Below are 21,162 nucleotides of genomic sequence, written 5' to 3'. Positions count from 1 at the left end.
AATGACTATTTTAGAATTAAGAGAAAAGAGAAACAAAGCATGGGAAGCTGCAAAGGCTTTCGTGGAAACAAAGCGTGATAAGGATGGGCTTTTATCCGCTGAGGATGCAGCAACTTACGCTGAAATGGAGCAGAAAGTGCAGAACTATTCTGCTGAGATTGCACGTATGGAAGAGATGGAGGCTATGGAAGCAGAACTTAATAAGCCTGTGAATACTCCACTTACCGGTAAACCTATGAATGGTGGTCAGGAACCTCAGAAGAAGACAGGCCGTGCTTCCGATGAGTATAAGGATGCTATGCTCCATGCAATCCGCAATAATTTCCGTAACATCAGAAATGTTCTTTCTGAAGGTATTGACACTGACGGTGGTTACTTAGTGCCGGAAGAGTATGATTCCAGATTGATTGAAGGTCTGGAAGAGGAAAATATCTTCCGTAGACTTGGTACAACTATCACAACCAGTGGAGAACGCAAAATTAACATTGCGGGCTCTAAACCGGCTGCAGCATGGATTGATGAGGGTGAGGCATTAACTTTTGGTGATGCGAAGTTCGACCAGATCAATCTGGATGCGCACAAACTCCATGTGGCTGTAAAGGTTACAGAAGAGTTGCTTTATGACAATGCATTTGGTCTTGAGAACTATCTGATTCGTGCGTTTTCCAGAGCATTGGCAAATGCAGAAGAGGATGCGTTCCTCAATGGTGATGGTACAGGCAAGCCTCTTGGTATCTTTGCGGAACAGGGTGGTGGAGAAATCGGCGTAACTGCTGCAAGTGCAACAGAAATCACAGCCGATGAGATCATCAATCTCGTGTATGCACTTAAGAGACCTTACCGTAAGAAAGCAAAATTCATTATGAATGACGCAACCATTGCGGCACTCCGTAAGCTGAAAGATGAAAACGGTCAGTATTTATGGCAGCCTTCTTTACAGGCTGGAGAACCGGACAGACTCTTTGGCTATGAGGTAATGACTTCTGCCTATGTTCCTGTAATTGAAGCTGGTAAGCCTGTCATTGCTTTCGGTGATTTCAGCTACTACAACATTGGTGACCGTGGGGTTCGTTCTTTCGCAGAACTTAAGGAACTCTTTGCCGGAAATGGTATGGTCGGCTTTGTTGCCAAGGAACGTGTGGATGGTAAGTTAGTGCTTCCTGAAGCAGTGCAGATTTTAAAGATGGGTGCGTAATCCTAAAAGTTTGGTGGTGTCGGCTTAGTCCGGCACCATCTTACAATGCAACGAAATGTTGCTTGACAAAGCAGAATGTTCCGAACCGGAACATAAAAAAGTCGAAAAATGTCGAAAAGTGACACATCATGCGGAGGTGGAAACGTGGTAGTAACGTTAGATGAGATGAAAAAATATCTTCGTGTAGACTTTGAGGATGATGATGTTCTGCTCCGAAATATCATGGAATCCGCCCAGACTTTATGCATGGATGTGGCAAGGATTGTGGATGAGGATACTTTTGAGGAAGAGCCTTGTGCGAGGATTGCGGTGATGTATGCAGTTGCCTACCTGTATGAACACCGGGAAGAGGCTGACCATCATGCATTGACTTTATCACTCCGTTCTCTGTTATTTGGATGCAGACAGGAGGGATTCTGATGAAGATTTCATTATTGAATGAAAAGATTATGATTCAGAAATCGGTGGTTCAATCGGACAGCATCGGAAATCGAAAGAATGCTTGGGAAGACTACTATTCCTGTTTTGCCACGATTGGTGGAGAAAGTGGAAGTGAAAAAGCAGAAGCCAGTCAGACAGTAGATGGTGCGAGTATTACATTTACCGTCAGATATTGCAATCAACTTGTGGACATCGTGTCCACAGGTTTCCGCATTTTGTTCCGTGGGGAGATTTACAATATTCTTTCCGTGGATCACATGAACTGGAAGAAGAAATCTTTGAAGTTCCGATGTGAGAAAGCGAGGCGGTAATCATGGCTTCGACAGTAAGGATTGATGACATGGCTAATGTGATCATGAAAGGTCTGACGGAATATGCAGAACTTGCCATTGATGATATGAAGGAAGCAGTCAAGAGTGCTAGTAAGACGGTGCAGAAAGAGATTAAGTCAAATGCTCCGAAGGATACGGGTGCCTATCAGAAAAGCTGGACAACCAAGAAGGTCAGTGAGACTTCTACGAAGCTTCATATGGTGGTTCACTCAAAGAACCGTTATCAGCTTGCCCATCTTCTGGAATTTGGTCATGCCAAGAGAAATGGCGGAAGAGTGGAAGGAAAAGCCCATATCGCACCGGCAGAGCAGAACGGAATCCGACAGCTACAGGAAGAGATTGAAAGAGCACTGAGAGGTTAGAAGATGGAAGAATTATTGCAGATTTTAAATGAAACACAGATTCCCTATGCATACCATCACTTTGCGGAAGGGGAATCACCGAAACCACCATTTATCTGTTATCTGCTTCCGGGAAGCAATAACTTCTCAGCGGATGGCAAGGTCTATTACAAGATAAATGAGGTTCATATAGAACTGTACACCGATTTGAAAGATTTGGCGGTGGAACAGCAGTTGGAGGACGTGCTTGATGAACACGGAATCTTTTACAACAAATCTGAAACATGGATAGAGAGCGAAAAGCTCTATGAAGTCCTTTACACATTTGAATGGGAGGTTTAGTAAAATGGCAGATAAGAATAACAAAGTAAAATATAATCTGAAAAATGCGCACTATGCGTTACTTACCATTGCAGAGGATGGAACGGTTTCTTATGGAGATCCGAAATCCATTCCGGGTTCCGTGTCTATTTCTCTGGATGCCAATGGAGAACCGGAAAACTTTTATGCAGATGGTATCGCCTACTATGTTATCAATAACAACATGGGTTATGAAGGCGATTTGGAATTGGCACTCATTCCGGAAGATTTTCGTACAGAAATCCTGAAGGAAGAGTTAGATGATAATGGTGTTCTGATTGAGAACGCACAGGTGGAACTGGAGTCCTTTGCATTACTGTTTGAATTTGACGGTGACCAGAGACACATCCGTCATGTGCTTTATAATTGTGCCGCATCCAGACCGGGCATCGAGGGCAAGACCAATGAGGATACCAGAGAGGTACAGACAGAAACATTGACCATTAAGGCAACACCGCTTTCCAGTGGGCTTGTGAAGGCAAAGACAGGAAATACCACAGACACAACCGTTTACAATGACTGGTATAAGGCTGTGTACATGCCTGTAGTTGCAGAAGAAGATGAAGGAGGCGTGGCATAATGAGCATGATTAAGCAGATTGAAATTGATGGTAAGCAGGTGTCCTTTAAGGCATCTGCTGCCATTCCGAGAATTTACCGCATGAAGTTCCAGAGGGATATTTACAAGGACCTGAAAGCACTGGAAAAATCCATTGGAGATAACAGTGAGGAAAGTTCCAATCTGGATATGTTTTCTTTGGAAATGTTTGAAAATATCGCATTTGTCATGGCAAAACATGCGGATGCGTCCATTCCGAACACGCCGGAAGAGTGGCTGGATGGGTTCAATACTTTTTCCATTTATCAGGTACTGCCGCAGCTCATTGAACTCTGGGGACTGAATGTAAAAACGGATGTGGAAGCTAAAAAAAACTTCGTCAGACAGACCGTGAAATGACAACACCCTTATTCCTGTTAAGGTGTGTACAGTTAGGCTTATCGATGGCAGATTTGGAACTGTTATCGATAGGTCTTATCAATGATATGTATGCGGAGAGCAGAAATGATGACTGCCAATATACACAATTTGCCACACAGGAAGATTTTGACCGCTTCTAATTGAGAAAAATGTCTTTTTGTAGTATGATTATTCTCGTGGGTAGATGCTCACGAGAATTTGAATTTTTAGGTGAGTGGATATGAAAAACTTATATATAATCGGCGGAACAATGGGAGTCGGCAAAACTGCTGTTAGCCAGCAACTAAAATCTGATTTGCCCAATAGCGTATTTCTTGATGGGGATTGGTGTTGGGATGCAAACCCATTCCAAGTAACTAACGAAACCAAAGCAATGGTGACAGATAATATTTGCTACTTATTAAATAACTTTTTGCATTGCTCTGCTTATGCGAATGTGATTTTTTGCTGGGTAATGCACCAACAGCCTATCATAGATTCTATCTTGGAAAAACTGGATACAAAAAACTGTGAAGTGAAATGTGTTTCACTTATTGCTGATGAAGCCAATTTGCGTAGGAGATTAGCTAAAGATGTGGAAAATGGTATTCGTTCTGAAGATGTAATTGAGAGAAGCGTAGCAAGAATACTGATGTATGAAACACTCAACACGATAAAAATCGATACCAATGAAAAATCGGTGTCCATGATTGCAAATGAAATCAAGCAGTTATGATGCTACAAAGCCCCATTTGTAGAAAATAGAAAATTTCAGTTCTACGGAGACAATCAAAAAAGAAAATATAGTTATTTACGGCATCTGTCAGAAAATGGCAGGTGCCATTTTTATACCCAAAAACAGAAAGCGGGTGGTGAATTTTGAATGTAAATAAAGACTGGACGGGGAACAGGAACAGTATTTATACCACACTGGGAGCGTCCAATCATTCTGATAAGGAAAGACAGAGCCATGATTATTATGCGACTGAGCCGAAGGCAACGGAGCTGCTTCTGGCAGAAGAAACCTTTGCTCCTGTCATTTGGGAGTGTGCCTGTGGGGAAGGTCACATGGCAAAGGTTATGGAAGAGCATGGATATCAGGTCATCAGTACGGATCTGATTTATCGTGGCTACGGAAATGAGGAACCGGTAGATTTCTTGCATGAGCCGATAGCAGATTTTGATGGGGATATTATTACAAATCCGCCATATAAGTATGCATTGCTGTTTGTGGAGAAAGCACTGGAGAGAGTGAAACCAGGCAGAAAGGTTGCCATGTTTTTGAAACTGCAATTTTTGGAGGGTAAGAGCAGAAAGCAGTTCTTTTTGAACCATCCGCCAAAGACGGTATATGTCAGTTCATCCAGACTGATATGTGCCATGAATGGGGAGTTTGAAAAGTACCCGTCCAGTGCGGTGGCTTATGCCTGGTTTGTGTGGGAAAAAGGATATAAAGGAAATCCAGAAATTAAATGGATAAATTGACGGAGCAGTAATGCTTCTATTTTTTTGCTTAAAAACGGGAGGTGAGAGGATAAATGGCAAGCAGAATACAGGGTATTACCGTGGAAATCGGTGGCGATACCACGAAACTTACAACAGCATTAAAGGGTGTGAACAGTGAAATCCGTAATACCCAGTCGCAGCTTCGTGATGTGGAGAAACTGCTGAAATTAGATCCGGGCAATACGGAACTCTTATCCCAGAAGCAGAGACTTCTTAATGAAGAGGTTCAGGCGACAAAGGAAAAACTGGAAGCCTTAAAGACTGCCAGTGAACAGGCCAATGCCGCTTTGGAACAGGGAGCGATAAGCAAAGACCAGTATGATGCACTCCAGAGGGAAATCATTGCCACGGAGCAGGCATTGGAAGATTTGGAGGAACAGGCGGAACAGTCTGCGGTGGCATTACAGAAGATTGCCAATGCCGGAGAGTCTTTAAAGTCTGCCGGGGATAAGGTTACGGATGTGGGTAAGAAGATGTCCGTTGTATCCGCCGGTATTGTGGCAGCGGGCACAGCCAGTACAAAGGCAGCGTTAGATTTTGAGGATGCAATGGCAAAGGTATCCACCATTGCAGATGCCACGGAAGTTCCGATTGATGAACTGGAAAAGGCTATCTTGGATTTATCCAATCAGACAGGTATCAGTTCCACGGAGATTGCGGATAACGTGTATAATGCCATTTCAGCAGGACAGTCCACAGGGGATGCGGTCAATTTTGTTTCCAATTCCACCAAACTTGCGAAAGCCGGTTTTGCAGAAGCCGGAGATGCACTGGACATTCTGACAACCATTTTAAATGCCTATGGCATGGAGGCAAGTGAGGTAACAAATGTGTCTGATATGCTTATCCAGACACAGAATTTAGGTAAGACCACGGTTGCGGAATTATCATCTGCAATGGGTAAGGTTATTCCGACTGCCAATGCCTATGGGGTACAGTTAGACCAGCTTTGTGCCGGTTATGCGATTATGACTGCAAACGGTGTTGCCACAGCGGAATCCACAACCTATATGAACTCCATGCTGAATGAACTTGGAAAGTCCAGTACAAAGGTATCGGATATTCTGAAAGAAAAGACAGGAAGTTCCTTTGCAGAGTTGATGAACAGTGGTTACAGTTTATCGGAATGCCTGGCAGTCATTGAGGGAACTGCTACAGAACAGGGGCTTGCCTTTGGTGATATGTGGTCAAGTTCCGAGGCTGCAAAAGCCGGTCTTATCTTACTGGGAGACAGTGTGGAAACCTTTAATGGAACTCTTGCAGAAATGCAGAACAGCACCGGTGCAACGGATACCGCATTTGAAAAACTAAAGACCAATTCCTATACCATTCAGGTGGCAATCAATCAGCTTAAAAATACAGCCATTGAATTGGGAAATGCGATTATGTCCGTACTGGCACCGCTTTTGATGTCACTGGCGGAAACGATTTCCAAACTGCCCGCTTGGTTTTCCGGACTGAGTGATGGAACAAAGAGGTTCATTGTCATTATTGGAATGGTGGTGGCAGCAGTTGGTCCCGTGCTCATTATTGTGGGTAAGATTATGGGTGCAGTGGGTACTATTATGACGGTTGTTCCAAAACTTGCCGGAGTTATCAATACGATAAAGACTGCTTTTGCAGCACTGAATACAACCATGCTTGCCAATCCGATATTCCTGGTTATTGCAGCCATTACCGCACTGGTAGCGGCTTTTATTTATCTGTGGAATACTAATGAGGAGTTCAGGCAGTTTTGGATTGACTTGTGGGAGAACATCAAAGAAGTTGCCATTGCGGTATGGACTGCGATTAAAGAGTTCTTTGTCTCTGCATGGGAAGCAATCAGCAATGCGGCACAGACCATTTGGAACGGAATCAAGAATTTCTTCTCTGCAATCTGGGAGGGCATCAAAACCATATTTATCACAGTGCTGAATGTGATCAGTACGATAGTGACCACCTATTTCAATATCTATAAAACCATTGTTACAACGGTGTTCAATGCCATCAAGACGGTCATCACAACCGTGCTGAATGCAATTAAGACCGTGATTACAACGGTATGGAATACGATTAAGAATGTGTTTACTACGGTATTGAACACCATCAAGTCGGTGGTATCAGGTGCATTCAATTCCATGTGGAGTGGCATTAAAAGTACAGTGTCGAAGATTGTCGAAAGCATCAAGACCGGATTCAACAATGCCGTCAGCTTCATCAAGAACCTGGCATCTTCCGCATTCCAGTGGGGAGCTGATATTATTCAGGGCATTGTGAATGGTATTAAGAGTTGCATTGGAAAGGTAAAAGATGCGGTAACAAATGTGGCGGAGACAATCCGTTCATTCTTGCATTTCTCTGTTCCGGATGAAGGACCACTTACAGATTATGAAAGTTGGATGCCTGACTTTATGAGTGGTCTGGCAAAGGGAATTGAGCAGAGTAAGGCAATGGTTACAAAAGCTGTGGAAGGTGTTGCCGGGGATATGGTTATTAGTCCACAGATGGCTATGGTCGGAGTTGGATATGAGAATAGTCGTAGTACGACTATTCCACAGGAAAATCTATCCGGTATTATGTCTGCAATCACAGATGCACTTTCGCAGATAAATGGGCAGAATGGGGATATCGTGATTCCGATTTATCTGGGCGGAACCATGCTGGATGAAATCATTGTAAATGCCCAGCAGAGAATGAATTTAAGAAGTGGAGGAAGGTAGGATGGCATTTTTTGAATATTTGAAATTTGACGGAACTGTCCTTCCTCTGCCGGATTCTTATGATGTGTCCTTGACGGCGGTGGAAGCGGACAGCAGCGGAGAGACAGAAGCGGGAACTACACAGAGGGATGTTGTACGTCAGGGTGTGGTAAACATTTCTGTCTCTTTCTCTGTGACTGCAAAGTGGTTGAAAGCACTGACTGCTTATTCCAAACGGGATAAGTTGTCGGTGGACTATTTTGATACAGAGACAGCGGACATGAAGAATACGGAAATGTATGTGGAAGGATTTAAGGTGAAACTGGAAAAAGACACTTCTTACAAAGGTCTTTGGACAGTTTCTTTTACTTTGAAAGAATTTTAGGGAGGCGGTGTTTGAATGTACCCGGTAAGTGAAGCATTCCTGTCAGCGGTGCAGGAGAACACAAGGAGATATTACTGGACGGGAAAGATTACCACAAAGGTAGGCGTGGTACATGAGTTTTCCGAAAAAGAGATTGTAAAAGGAAGCGGATATATTTCCGCCCAGTGCTGTGGCAGTACGGAAATGGAACTTGGTACGGTGTATGCTGCAGAGATGGGGATTACCTTATTTTTGGATGTAGACAGGTATACACTGGAAGATGCATTGGTGGAATTGTTCTATCATCTGGAATTGGATGATGGCTCATGGGAAGAAGTACCGATGGGGATTTTTGAAATCAGCGAAGCGAACCGGAAAATCAAGTGCTTGGAGATAAAGGCGTATGATTACATGCTCCGATTTGATGAGGCATTCAATGGTTTTGAAACAGTTGGTAATGCTTATGATTTTATGGAACTTTGCAGTAAAGCGTGTCGTGTGGAACTCGCCCAGACAAGGGAAGAAATAGAAGCAATGCCAAATGGGGCAGAGGTGCTTTCTGTTTATACGGAAAATGACATTGAAACTTACCGTGACATGCTCTATTACATTGGGCAGGTGCTTGGTGGATTTTTCTGCATCAACAGATTTGGGAAACTGGAACTACGAAAGTACGGTGCAGAGCCGGTCATGGAGATTGGCAGCAGACACAGATTCACTTCCAGTTTTTCTGATTTCATTACCAGATATACAGCGGTAAGTTCTACGAATTTAAAAACGGAGATGTCAGAGTATTATGCACTGGAGCCGGATGATGGTCTTACCATGAATCTGGGGACAAATCCCCTGTTACAGTTTGGTGTGGATGAGACCAGAAAGGAACTTTGTACCAATATCCTGAATGACCTTGCAGTTATCAATTATGTACCATTTGATTCTGAAACCATTGGCAATCCGGCATTAGACCTTGGGGATGTACTGAAATTTTCCGGAGGTCATGCGGACGGGGCAAAGCTATCTGCGGTGATGTCCATGCAGATAAAGATTGGAGGAAAACAGACACTGAAAGGTGTCGGTAAGAATCCGAGATTGGCAAGGGCAAAGAGTAAGAACGACAAGAATATCTCTGGGCTTTTGAATCAGATTGAAGAAAATAAGACAGCGGGAAAAATCGGCATCCATACTTTTACCAATGCCAGTGCCTTTTCTATCTCTGATACAGATACAAAGATTATTTCCATTGAATTTGCAACCAGTGAGGAAGTCATGGCGCAGTTCTTCGGGTCGGTAATCGTGGATGTGAAAGCAGATCCTGTGGAAAAAAGCGTGACAGCAAAGACCAGTCTGGTGATTCCGGCTGTAGATGTAACAGTAGTTGTTACACAGACCGAGGGCGAAGAAGCAGAAGAGGGTATAACGGAAGAAGGTACAGAACCGGATGTTATTGGAAACACGAAAGAGCAGACCATAGAATTGGAAGTGCCTGTGGCGTGGAATGAGGATGGTATGGCAGTTGCCCATTTTGTATTTGAACTCAATGATGTGGTCATTGACATCCATCAGCCGGAAGAAACATGGCATTCCGGGAGACACACCATCATGCTTTATTATCCCATTGACCATGTAATCGCCAATTACAGGAACATCTTTAATGTTTACATGAGGATGGAATGCGGTACGGGGAGTGTGGAGACAGGAAATTGTCTGGCAGCCATTACCGGACAGTCGATGGGAGCCGGAGAAGCATGGGATGGAGAAATCAGGATTGAAGAAAAGATTACTGCATTCTCTGTGGGAACGGTTACAAAGGCGGTTGGTCTTAGCGATAGCGTCAGCTTCAAGATTGATGAAACTATGAGAAGAGCATACGCAGATGTGCTTACGGAAAGAATTAAAATCGGTGCTTTTGCAATGCCGATAGAAACGGAGGTCTAAATGAAGTTAAAAGGAACTATGGTATTGGAACTGACCGATACGAATACAGGAGATGTGGAGCGTGTGGAAGAAACCAACATGCTTACCAATGCGGTAAACCATATTTTGGGGTTAAATCCAATGGGGATTTTTTATGCGGCCAGTGATGAATATGATGAACATGTGTTGTGGAATGATGTACTCTTGCCCATCTGCCCGAACATGATCGGCGGTATTCTTCTTTATTCTGAACGACTGACAGAAGATGTGGAAAATATATATCCGACCACGGCTAAACTGCCAGTGGCGTATGCCAGCAATGATGTCAATGCCACCGCCAGTGTGGCAAGGGGAAGCATGAACCTGACGGAGAGCAAGGTGCTTGATAATGGGTATCGTTTTGTCTGGGAGTTTACACCGAGCCAGGGAAATGGAACGATTGCAGCGGTGGCACTGACTTCTGCCCAGGGTGGAAAGAACGTGTACGGAGACATGGAAGGGTCAGCGGATTCATTTCTTGTACTTAAGAGGGTAACTCTGGATGCTATGGAGCAAGAGGAAATGGCCAGTATTTACAGTGCCGTAGAAGTGGATTTTGAGAATAATGTGATGTACAGTATCCGTTTTCAGGATGCATCCGTCATTGTCCGTAAGAAAAAACTTCCGGTGTTTACGTTGGGCATCAATGACAGGCTGAATGACATGACCTGTACGCTGATTGAAGAAAAGGTTATTACTTGTAAGACCTTTGCTTTTCTTGGAACTTACACTCCATACGGAAATTTCTTTGATGGTCATGACGGATACTGGTATGGATTTGCCAATCAGGGTAATTCTTCCGGTGATGCTACCATGTACTGGATTAAGATTAAAAAAGATGATTATTCCATTACGGAAGGTGTATGGACATTATCCAATGCACACTTACAGGCTGTGGGAAGTTTTAAGGTGGATACTTATGTGGAAAGGACAAACAGGGGTGTCATCCGAAATGGTTATCTGTATGTTCCGGCTTATGAACTTACCGGAATTTATAAGATCAATCTGAATAATTCAGCGGATGTGACTTTTATTGATTTTGGTTTTACATCAGCCGGGACAGCGTTGTCCGGTTCCAGTACCGCTGCAACATATATTGTATTGGTAAATGACCTGATTATCGGTTGGGATTATCAGATTAAGCCGGATGATACAGTGATACAGACAGCCGGAAGTAAGAGATTTCTCTATGCGGGAACACCTTTGTTCCAGTATAAGGAATTTGTGACCACATGGGGCGGAAACTATGGTTCAGATTACCACAGTACATTTCTGATGACTCCATATCTGGCAAGTATCAACAATCTGGATTCGGCGGTCATCAAGAATACGGATAAGACAATGAAGATTACCTATGAACTGACAGAGGTAACAGAATAATTTAATCACAGGGAGCTTTGGCAATGGTGCTAAGGCTCCTTTTCATATGCACAAAAAAGAAAGCGAGGTAAAAGGTTATGAAAGAATTTTGGAATGTGATTCAGATGGTGTTCACTGCGGTGGGTGGATGGCTCGGATATTTTCTGGGCGGTTATGATGGTCTTCTCTATGCACTGGTTGTGTTTATGGTAGCAGATTATATCACAGGAGTGATGTGTGCCATTTCTGATAAGAAGTTATCCAGTGCGGTGGGATTTAAAGGAATTTGCAGGAAGGTACTTATTTTAATGCTTGTGGGGATTGCCAATCTGTTGGATGTGGAAGTGATTGGAACAGGAGCAGTATTAAGAACTGCGGTTATTTTCTTCTATCTGTCCAATGAGGGTGTGTCTTTACTGGAGAATGCGGCACATCTTGGCTTGCCAATTCCAGAGAAGTTAAAGGCAGTTCTGGCACAGCTTCACAAGAAAGCGGAAAGTGAGGATGGTGGAAATGAAGCTGGTTAATTCGATTATGACAAAGAACCCTTGCTATACAGCAGGGAAAAAAATTACAGTAAAGGGGCTTATGCTCCATAGTGTAGGGTGTCCTCAGCCGAGGGCATCCGTTTTTATTAACAGTTGGAACAGGGCAGATTATGACAATGCCTGTGTTCATGCGTTCATTGATGGCAATGATGGTACTGTGTACCAGACACTTCCGTGGAATTACAGAGGTTGGCATGGTGGCGGTTCATGCAACAATACCCATATCGGAGTGGAGATGTGCGAACCGGCTTGTATCAAATACACCGGTGGTTCTACGTTTACCTGTTCCGATAAGGTGACTGCAAAAGCTGTGGCGAAGAGAACCTATGAGGCGGCTGTGGAACTGTTTGCAATGCTTTGTAAGGAGTATGACCTGAATCCGACAGCGGATGGAGTCATCATCAGCCATGCAGAGGGTCACAAGAGGGGGATTGCAAGCAATCACGGAGACCCAGAACATCTCTGGAGACAGCTTAGTATGGGTTATACTATGGATGGATTTCGTAAGGATGTAAAAGCTGCCATGAAAGAAAAGGTATCAGGAACACAGGCAACGGTATTTGCAAATCTTTCTGAAAAAGATGTGATTGCAAAGGTAGGGGCGCTGTTTACTGCTGATCAGAAGAAAAGCGGTATTCTGGCATCTGTTTCTCTGGCACAATTTATTCTGGAGAGTGGATATGGTAAGAGTGAACTTGCCCAGAATGCCAATAACTGTTTTGGAATGAAGAAATCCTTATCCGGTAACACATGGAGTGGTTCTGTCTGGGATGGAAAGTCGGTGTACACAAAACAAACGAAAGAACAGAATCCGGATGGTTCCTATGAGACCATCACAGCAGATTTTCGTAAATATGCGTGTGTGGAAGATTCCATTGCAGACCACAGTGCTTATCTTCTTGGTGCCATGAATGGTAGTAAGAAGAGGTATGAGGGCATTGCAGGAATGACGGATTACAAGAAGGTGGTACAGATTATCAAGGATAGTGGATATGCGACTTCCCTTACTTATGTTGAGAAACTGTGTTCCATCATCGAGAAGTGGAACCTGACGCAGTATGATGTGAAAGAGACGGATGCAGAACCGGAGAAATGGTACAGAGTCCGTAAGAGTTGGGCAGATGCTAAGAGCCAGAAGGGCGCTTATAAGGTACTCAAGAATGCAAAGGCATGTGCAGATAAGAATGAGGGATATTCTGTTTATGACTGGAATGGTAATGTGGTGTACACACCATCAAAATCATCTGAGCCGGAGCAGAAAAAGGTTTCTTATCGTGTGCGTGTCAGTATCAAGAATCTGAATATCAGAAAAGGACCTGGAACGAATTATGATAAGGTTGGAAAATATACCGATATCGGCGTGTTCACTATTGTTGCAGAAGCTGATGGCATGGGTGCAACGAAGTGGGGCAAGCTGAAAAGCGGAGTCGGATGGATTAGTTTGGATTATGCGAAAAAAATTTAAGATGTAGCGGATTGACCTGTGGGTACTGATAAGGTGCTCGCAGGTCTTTTTTTATTTCTAGAAATAACGCATCACGTGAATGGTGCAAATTGACATTTTTCGCAAGAACGAGTATAATAAATTGTATGACAATTTAACTAGTAGTTATAAGAGATGTAGAGAGGTATGCATGATAGAAGGATATACAACAGTAAAGAATATTGCAGATAAATGGGGAATATCTATACGGACAGTACAAATTATGTGTGCAGAAGGAAAAATAGAGGGTGTTACAAAATTTGGTAACGTGTGGGCTATTCCAGTAAATGCAGAAAAGCCGACAGACAACCGCGTGGTTTCTGGTGTATATAAAAATTGGCGGAAGAAAAATAATGACGAGGTGAAATAATATGGCTTTAAGGTATAGGAAAAGTATCAATCTTGGTGGCGGTTTTAGAGTGAATTTTAGTAAATCAGGCGTTGGTTATAGTTGGGGAACTAAAGGATATCGTGTAACTAAGAAGGCTGGTGGTGGAGTAAGAAAGACTTATTCTATTCCAGGAACCGGTTTGTCATGGGTTGATGACAGTAGCAGTAAGAAAAGAGGTACATCCAATAGAGGTGTTACTCCGGCACAAGCTGTGACAGTAGAAAGTCACAATCTGTTGTATCAAGCTTCTGAAACGGATGTTAATCAGCTTGTGACAGATAATTCTCAAGATTTTATTGAGGCAATAAAAAAGTATTCCAAAATCAGGAAATTATTAATTTGGAGTAGTGTTATATTTTTACTGCTTACTCCGGGTACACCATTTTTTGTCGTATTCTTTATGGCAGGAATCGCAGGGTTGATTTATTTATCTACGGCTAAAAAAATAAATGTAGAATATGAATTTGATGAATACGGAATGCGCAGAATCCAAATGATGGATCAAGCAATGGCTTCTCTTATAAATAATAACGGTGTGTGGCAAGTAAATACTATTCAGGCAAACAGTTCAACAAAAGTTAATGCAGGGGCAGCAAGAAGTGTTGAAAAGAAACCGGTTAAGTTCTTGAAAAAGAAACCTTTCTTTTTGAAGACGGATGCAACTTGCTATTATATAAAACTTCTGAATGATGAAGTGTACATCCTTCCTGATAGATTGATTGTTAAAGGCAAAAAAAGTTGGGGGTGTGTTGAATACTCAGAGATGCATATAGATGTTGGGAGTGTTGTGTTTATTGAGAGTGGAGTGACACCAAGGGATGCAGAAGTAGTGGGGCATACGTGGCAGTATGTTAATAAAAATGGTTCACCTGATAAAAGATACAGTAATAATCGACAGTTGCCAAAATGTCATTATGGAACATTGAATTTTAAATCGCCAACAGGTTTAGATGTGATACTTTACATATCCAATATAAAGAATGCACAACAATTCTCAACTGTGGTACAGAAGATGATTTCAGAAGCTGCTGAGGCTAGAGCTATTGCTGAGCAAGAGCGTAAACAGATAGAGTCAGCTCCGATAAACGAAGAAATAGTTAAATCTGAGAAACATAATGTTATCACTTCGGTTTTGCAAAAAGTTCAGGAAAAAGTGGAAAGGGAAACAAAAGAGGACGAGGAGTTAAGTGGTGAGGAATCTTTTATTCCAGATGATGCAAATTCTCAGGAAAGAATGTTGTTGGAAAACTTTAGAAATGGGCTATTAGAAAATAAATTATCGACAGCATGTAAGATTCAGCGTCTTAGCACAGGTACCGTTAATGTGGAATATAAAGGAATACTGATTGGAAGTTTTAACTTCAGAAATGGTAATTCATGGATGTGTTACCTTATGGGTAATAGTGGGAAATTTAAAAAGGTAGAAGGAACAGCAGAAGAATTGAGTGGCAAGGTAAGTAATTGGCTAAGATATATAATAAATTACTTGTAGTTCTGTTCTAAAAGGAGAAAACATGACAAACAAGGCAAAAGAATTATTGAAATTTTTATTTCCGGAATATCAAATAAAGGCATGCGTTGATGAGAGAGGGTTTATTGCAAAATCTGAAAAGCGAAATTATGCATCTGTCACATCGCAAGTCCATACACAAGGAACGATGCAACAGCAGACTGCTCCAGTGATGCAAACAGTACAAACTTCACCTCAACAAACTGCTAGAACCCCAGTGAAAAATTATACACCTTCTAAGGAAGATGTAAAAGTGGTAAATCGAGCTAATAATGCGTTTGAAAATCTGCCAGGTGAGTTGACAAAATATTGGGTTGGTTCTGATAAAGATAAGGTTGCCCTATGTAAGGCATTTCAGAGACCTTATGTTCGTGGGTTTGATAATGCAAAACCTAAGAATGCAATCTTGATACTTGGTTCAGAAAGCAGGGGTAAGGTATATGCGGTACGTTGCATTACAGAATTGTTAAAAGAGAAGAAGGTGTTTCGCTATAATCAAATAGCAAATATGGACATGGTTGATTATGCGACCGATTCATCCAATGCGTTGTTTTTAAGTGATTTATATAAATCATTAAATACCAATACAGAAAGTGTAGTATTTGAGAATATCGAGAAGGCATCTTTGACACAGCTGGATATTATTTATCAGTTGCTAACAGAGGGTGTCTATAAGTTATCAAAGCGATATATGGTAAGCAATGGTAGCTTAATGGAAGCTACAGGCGTATTGAATACAGAATTGATTTCTGAGATATCAACCAATGGAAAGTTTTTGGTTTTCACATCTACAGTATCACAGGCAAAAATTGTGTCGGTACTTGGTAATAAAATAGTGAAAGAAATTGGCGATATAATTGAGTTGGATACGATTGCAAGCAGTCAAGTGAAAGATTTAGCATACACACTCTGTGTAAATTTAGTTGCTAAGTGTAAGAAGAATCTTCGAGTGGAGATAGAATTTGATGATTTGATAATAGAAGCATTGGGAAGCAAATATAGTCCGGTTCAAGGTGTAAAAGGATTAGAAGATCATATTGATGAACACATATATGGAACTCTAGCAGAGATGAAGTTGCAAGAGATATTGTGGGATGATGAAAGTGCAAATTTAACTTACAATGACGGATATTGTGTTGTTCTTAAAGGCGGAGAAATAATAAAAACTTCGCAGTATCTGAAGAATTACAACGCAATGGAGTTGGAAGAGGCACGCAAAGAACTTGAAAAAGTTGTTGGGTTGGCAAAAGTAAAAGAGTACGTTTGGAATTTGGAAACCAATTTCAAAGTACAGAAGATGCGAGAAGGGAAAGGATTAAAAAAATCAGATGTTTCTATGCATATGATTTTTGTTGGTAATCCCGGAACAGGTAAAACTACAATCGCCCGCATTGTTGCAAAATATCTGAAAGCAATAGGTGTATTATCATCTGGGCATTTAAACGAAGTGACACGAGCAGATTTAGTTGGACAGTATGCAGGTCATACAGCTGTAAAAACGACAGATGTAATCAAGGCTGCGCTTGGCGGTGTGTTATTTATTGACGAGGCATATTCATTGTGTCGTGATAAGAATGATGCATTTGGCTTAGAAGCTATAGATGCGTTAGTAAAGGGGATGGAAGACAATAGAGATGATTTGGTTGTGATTCTTGCAGGTTATGAAGACGAAATGCAGGATTTCTTGAAAGCCAACTCTGGTCTTAAATCAAGATTTCCAAACCTTGTGCATTTTGAAGATTATACCGTTGACGAAATGTATGAAATTGCAAAAATAACAGCTTCCTATAAGGGCTATAAGCTTCATAGCAGTTGTGAAGAAGGCTTGCGTCATCAATTTGAAAAACACCAGATAAAAGGAAAAAATGACGGCGGTAATGGTAGATTAGTGAGAAATTTAATAGAAGCCGCTGTTTTAAATCAGTCAAAAAGAATTGTTAATAATGCATCAGCAGATATGGAAGAACTTATTGATTCTGATTTTGGTTTCGATCAAATCGTTGAATTTGATTTGGAAGAAAGTTTGTCCAAGATTATTGGAATGGAAGAAGTTAAAAAGTTCATACGTACTCAATATACAATGCTTCAGGCAAACAAGAGACGTAAAAATGCTAATATCAATGTTGATACAACCCAGTCTCTTAATATGATATTTGCGGGCAATCCGGGAACGGGAAAGACAACAATGGCGAGAGTTGTAGCGGAAATGTTCCACTCGATGGATATTTTGAAATCTGGTCAGTTAGTTGAAGTGGATAAAGGCGGTCTTATAGCAGAATATGTTGGACAAACAGCAAGGAAAACCGAAGAAGTTTTTAAATCCGCTTTAGGTGGTGTATTGTTTATTGATGAAGCATATGCAATTACCAATGATGGAAGTAGCTATGGACAGGAATGTATTGATACACTTGTTAAACTTATTGAAGATTATAGAGGTGAAATAGTAGTAATCCTAGCGGGCTATAGTAAAGAAATGAAGGGATTTATGAAGTCTAATTCAGGGCTTGAATCCAGATTCCCTTTGTTTGTTGAATTTGCTGATTATACAGCCGACGAATTGTATCAGATTGGTCTCAAGATGATTGATGCAAGGGGATTCCGATTAGAAGATGATGGAGTTCGTGCTTTTAGAAATGAGGTTGCAGACCAGAAACAATATGCTTCTATAAATGCGGGTAATGGTCGTATGGTTCGTAATCTAATTGATGAAATTATCAGAAGACAATCAGTGCGAGTAGTTGAGCAAGATGTACAGCAAGAAAATACTAACTTAATTATTCCGGAAGATATTCAGGGAGAGGATAAGCTGAAAAACTTTGATCTTGAGAAAGAATTAGAAGGTATAATCGGATTGAAGTCTGTTAAAGACTTTGTACGTACGCAATACAGGATGTGTCTTGCCACAGAAAAAAGAAGAAAAGCAGATCTTAAGGTTGATACAACTCAGTCATTAAATATGATATTTGCGGGTAATCCGGGTACTGGTAAAACGACGATTGCCAGAGTTGTAGCAGACATGTTTAAGTCTATGGGCATTTTGAAAAAAGGTCAGCTGGTAGAAACTGATAAGGCTGGATTAGTTGCTGAATATGTAGGACAAACTGCTAAGAAAACAGAAGAGGTATTTAAATCTGCAATTGGTGGAGTCTTGTTCATTGATGAAGCGTATTCAATAACAAATGCTGGCGGAAGTTTTGGGCAGGAATGTATTGATACATTGGTTAAACTTATTGAAGATCATAAGGGGGAAATTATAGTAATCCTTGCGGGATATAGCAAGGAAATGAGTGATTTTATGAAAGCTAATTCTGGATTAGAATCCAGATTCCCTTTAAGAATTGATTTTCCAGATTATACTTCTACAGAATTATTTGAGATAAGTAAACAGATGATTTCTGGACGTGGATTTTCTCTGGCAGAGGGTTCGGATAGATTGCTGGACGAGGAAATTATTAGATTGAAACGTCATGCAAATGCATCATCTGGAAATGGACGTATGGTGCGTAACTTTGTTGAGGAAATCATACGCCGACAAAGTTCTAGAATAGCGACATCTGATGTAGAAGAAAAAGATTTAACGTTAATAATTCCAGCTGACATCAAATCTGATGTTACCCATACAACAGCATTTGATTTAGAGAAAGAACTGTCGAAGGTAATAGGTCTGGAATCGGTTAAGAGATATATCAGAAGCCTGAATGCAAGGTTAAAGTTGCAGTCAGAAAGAAAAAAAGCCGGCTTAAAAACGGATACAACACAAACTATGCATATGATATTTGCAGGTAATCCGGGTACCGGAAAGACAATGATGGCTAGAACAGTAGCAGATGTTCTGTACAATATGAATGTTATTCAGACCAACAAGCTGATTGAGACAGACAGGTCAGGTCTTGTTGCGGGATACGTTGGACAAACTGCAATAAAAACTAAGGGTGTAATTGAAACTGCTTTGGGTGGAGTCTTGTTTATTGATGAAGCTTATGCACTTGCGCAGGGCGGAGAAAATGATTTTGGGCAAGAAGCTATAGATACTCTTGTAAAAATGATGGATGATAACAGAGAAAGATTAGTTGTTATTCTTGCAGGGTATAGCGACGATATGCAGCGATTCCTAGACTCAAATGCTGGATTGCAATCAAGATTTGCCAATATCATTGAATTTCCAGATTATACAACGAATGAACTTCTGCAAATTGCAGATGGATTATATTCGGAACAGGGTTATGTTCTAAGTGATAAAGCTAAGTCGGCTCTTAGAGACAAGATTGATATTGCTAAAATGGATAAACAGTTTGGAAATGGTCGTTATGTGCGTAACGTTTTTGAACGTTCCTTAAATAACCAGGCATTGAGATTGAGTAGTGTAACGGAATTAACCAGAGAAGATTTGACTGTTATCACTGAAGCAGATATAAAGGAGGCATAGGAAAATGAAGAATAAAATAGCGAATTTATTTGCAGTCTTATGGTTCTTTGGTGTAGTTATATGGACGCTGCTTCTGATGGTTTTCGTGATATTGGGGATTATCTTTGGCGATATTGTCGTTATGTTAAAAACTGGTTTTTCATCATCTACTATTGGCTTTGTATTTCTCTTTTTAACTGGACTAGTATTTGGAATTACGGGGTGGGTACCGGCATTCAGAAGATGTTATTATAAATTGCCTTGGCTTTATCCATTAAGCATGATGTTGACAATGGATCTTTTGATTATTTCTATTGCAGAGGCAATATTAGCAAAAGGATTTCAAGTGATTAGCGCACCTAGACATATGGCAACGATTATTATTATGATACTTCAGGTGATAATCTGCCGTGCTGTGATGTGTGTATACCTAAAGAAGAATCCGATGATTCTCCACAAGTATGATAGAGTAGAATAGGGGTGTTGCAATGAAAGAAATAAGAGAAGAATCAAAGACTACAGCTGGCATGAATGTGCCACAAGGAGATGCATCCAATCAATATGTTCCATTAGAAGACCAAAGGGAGTATATTCCGAACATTAACCAGCAAGGTGGCGGAAATGTAAAAAAAGAGCAATCAGCTTTTACAAAAAGGATAAAGAAAAGTGCTTGGCTGGTATTTGCTGTAGGTGTTATTTCCATGATTATTTATAGCATGGGAGCAACAAGTTCGTCCGTTGATACAAGTGATGAAGCTGCAAATGCATTGGAAAGTCATGTTTCAACTTCATTGGCAGCAGGAACTAAATTACTTGCTTCCGATGATAATTATATCGGCGGGGATATGACAATCACCCATGATTCAGATGATGAAGAAACTACACTTTATGTGTGGGATTATGCAGCAGAGGACGGAGATTATGTACAGGTTGTTGTGAATGGAACACCATTAGGTGATCCTTTTATGATTACAAACACTCCAGCTACATTTACGGTTCCTACAGTTGGTGAAGTGGAAGTTATTGGAACAAGAGATGGTGGCGGTGGAATCACTTATGCGGTGTATTATGAAATGAATCACACTACATACTTTAATGGCGTAGATGAAAATGGAAGTAATATATATACGCTAATAAGAGAATAAGATATAAAAAATAGAGAAAACGTACAATGCGACGATTTCTCTATTTTTTATTTTGAGGTTTAAATTCGTATCATTTCCTTTGCCTGTAACATAGAAGGAGAGAACTCCTTACTATGTTATGGAGGTACTGGCTATGGTTTCGGAAGAAGTTGTAGAAAAGTATGACAGGGAAATGGATAGATAATATGAAG

Annotated in this window: 20 protein-coding genes; all 20 read left to right on the top strand. The window is 41.1% G+C overall.

The window, feature by feature from the left end:
* The first annotated feature begins 1 nt into the window (after position 1).
* The 20 genes from ACYQ5K_RS15660 to ACYQ5K_RS15565 all read left to right on the top strand — a co-directional run bounded on the left by ACYQ5K_RS15660 (position 2) and on the right by ACYQ5K_RS15565 (position 20,971).
* A complete protein-coding gene (locus ACYQ5K_RS15660) occupies positions 2–1,195 on the top strand; it encodes a phage major capsid protein (protein WP_459777910.1) in 1,194 nt (397 codons plus the stop codon).
* A gap of 144 nt (positions 1,196–1,339) precedes the next feature.
* Positions 1,340–1,615, top strand: a complete 276-nt coding sequence (locus ACYQ5K_RS15655; RefSeq protein WP_459777909.1) for a head-tail connector protein — start codon at positions 1,340–1,342, stop codon at positions 1,613–1,615.
* Complete coding sequence (locus ACYQ5K_RS15650; protein ID WP_459777908.1) at positions 1,615–1,947, top strand: phage head closure protein; 333 nt, start codon at positions 1,615–1,617, stop codon at positions 1,945–1,947. The genes ACYQ5K_RS15655 and ACYQ5K_RS15650 overlap by 1 nt, the downstream gene beginning before the upstream one ends.
* Before the next feature lie 2 nt (positions 1,948–1,949).
* A complete protein-coding gene (locus ACYQ5K_RS15645; RefSeq protein WP_459777907.1) occupies positions 1,950–2,330 on the top strand; it encodes an HK97 gp10 family phage protein in 381 nt (126 codons plus the stop codon).
* Positions 2,331–2,333: 3 nt separating this feature from the next.
* Positions 2,334–2,651, top strand: coding sequence for a hypothetical protein (locus ACYQ5K_RS15640; RefSeq protein WP_459777906.1), 318 nt, complete (start codon positions 2,334–2,336; stop codon positions 2,649–2,651).
* Positions 2,652–2,655: 4 nt separating this feature from the next.
* Entirely contained in the window at positions 2,656–3,249 is a 594-nt protein-coding gene (locus ACYQ5K_RS15635; protein WP_459777905.1) for a major tail protein, read from the top strand.
* Entirely contained in the window at positions 3,249–3,626 is a 378-nt protein-coding gene (locus tag ACYQ5K_RS15630) for a hypothetical protein (protein ID WP_459777904.1), read from the top strand. Before ACYQ5K_RS15635 ends, ACYQ5K_RS15630 begins: the two co-directional genes overlap by 1 nt.
* 241 nt (positions 3,627–3,867) lie before the next feature.
* Entirely contained in the window at positions 3,868–4,362 is a 495-nt protein-coding gene (locus ACYQ5K_RS15625; protein WP_459777903.1) for an AAA family ATPase, read from the top strand.
* Between the two features lie 143 nt (positions 4,363–4,505).
* Positions 4,506–5,111: a class I SAM-dependent methyltransferase gene (locus ACYQ5K_RS15620; RefSeq protein ID WP_459777902.1), complete on the top strand. Its 606-nt coding sequence runs from the start codon at positions 4,506–4,508 to the stop codon at positions 5,109–5,111.
* A gap of 53 nt (positions 5,112–5,164) precedes the next feature.
* On the top strand, positions 5,165–7,834 hold the full coding sequence (locus tag ACYQ5K_RS15615; RefSeq protein WP_459777901.1) for a phage tail tape measure protein: 2,670 nt from the start codon (positions 5,165–5,167) through the stop codon (positions 7,832–7,834).
* A gap of 1 nt (position 7,835) precedes the next feature.
* The gene (locus tag ACYQ5K_RS15610; protein ID WP_459777900.1) at positions 7,836–8,198 is read left to right on the top strand and encodes a DUF6711 family protein; all 363 of its coding nucleotides are present in this window, start codon (positions 7,836–7,838) and stop codon (positions 8,196–8,198) included.
* Between the two features lie 15 nt (positions 8,199–8,213).
* On the top strand, positions 8,214–10,112 hold the full coding sequence (locus tag ACYQ5K_RS15605) for a hypothetical protein (protein ID WP_459777899.1): 1,899 nt from the start codon (positions 8,214–8,216) through the stop codon (positions 10,110–10,112).
* Positions 10,113–11,510: a hypothetical protein gene (locus ACYQ5K_RS15600; protein WP_459777898.1), complete on the top strand. Its 1,398-nt coding sequence runs from the start codon at positions 10,113–10,115 to the stop codon at positions 11,508–11,510.
* A gap of 77 nt (positions 11,511–11,587) precedes the next feature.
* On the top strand, positions 11,588–12,016 hold the full coding sequence (locus tag ACYQ5K_RS15595; protein ID WP_459777897.1) for a phage holin family protein: 429 nt from the start codon (positions 11,588–11,590) through the stop codon (positions 12,014–12,016).
* Positions 12,003–13,502, top strand: coding sequence for a glucosaminidase domain-containing protein (locus ACYQ5K_RS15590; protein ID WP_459777896.1), 1,500 nt, complete (start codon positions 12,003–12,005; stop codon positions 13,500–13,502). Before ACYQ5K_RS15595 ends, ACYQ5K_RS15590 begins: the two co-directional genes overlap by 14 nt.
* 169 nt (positions 13,503–13,671) lie before the next feature.
* On the top strand, positions 13,672–13,890 hold the full coding sequence (locus ACYQ5K_RS15585; protein WP_459777895.1) for a DNA-binding protein: 219 nt from the start codon (positions 13,672–13,674) through the stop codon (positions 13,888–13,890).
* A 1-nt stretch (position 13,891) separates the two neighbouring features.
* Complete coding sequence (locus ACYQ5K_RS15580) at positions 13,892–15,403, top strand: DUF4236 domain-containing protein (RefSeq protein WP_459777894.1); 1,512 nt, start codon at positions 13,892–13,894, stop codon at positions 15,401–15,403.
* Positions 15,404–15,425: 22 nt separating this feature from the next.
* Entirely contained in the window at positions 15,426–19,847 is a 4,422-nt protein-coding gene (locus ACYQ5K_RS15575; protein ID WP_459777893.1) for an AAA family ATPase, read from the top strand.
* Between the two features lie 4 nt (positions 19,848–19,851).
* Complete coding sequence (locus ACYQ5K_RS15570) at positions 19,852–20,304, top strand: hypothetical protein (protein ID WP_459777892.1); 453 nt, start codon at positions 19,852–19,854, stop codon at positions 20,302–20,304.
* Positions 20,305–20,314: 10 nt separating this feature from the next.
* Positions 20,315–20,971, top strand: a complete 657-nt coding sequence (locus ACYQ5K_RS15565) for a hypothetical protein (protein WP_459777891.1) — start codon at positions 20,315–20,317, stop codon at positions 20,969–20,971.
* Positions 20,972–21,162: the final 191 nt, after the last annotated feature.

The organism is Allocoprococcus similis, assembly GCF_054660775.1.
Note: the sequence above shows the minus strand (reverse complement) of the source record. Positions and strands in the feature narration are given on the sequence as shown.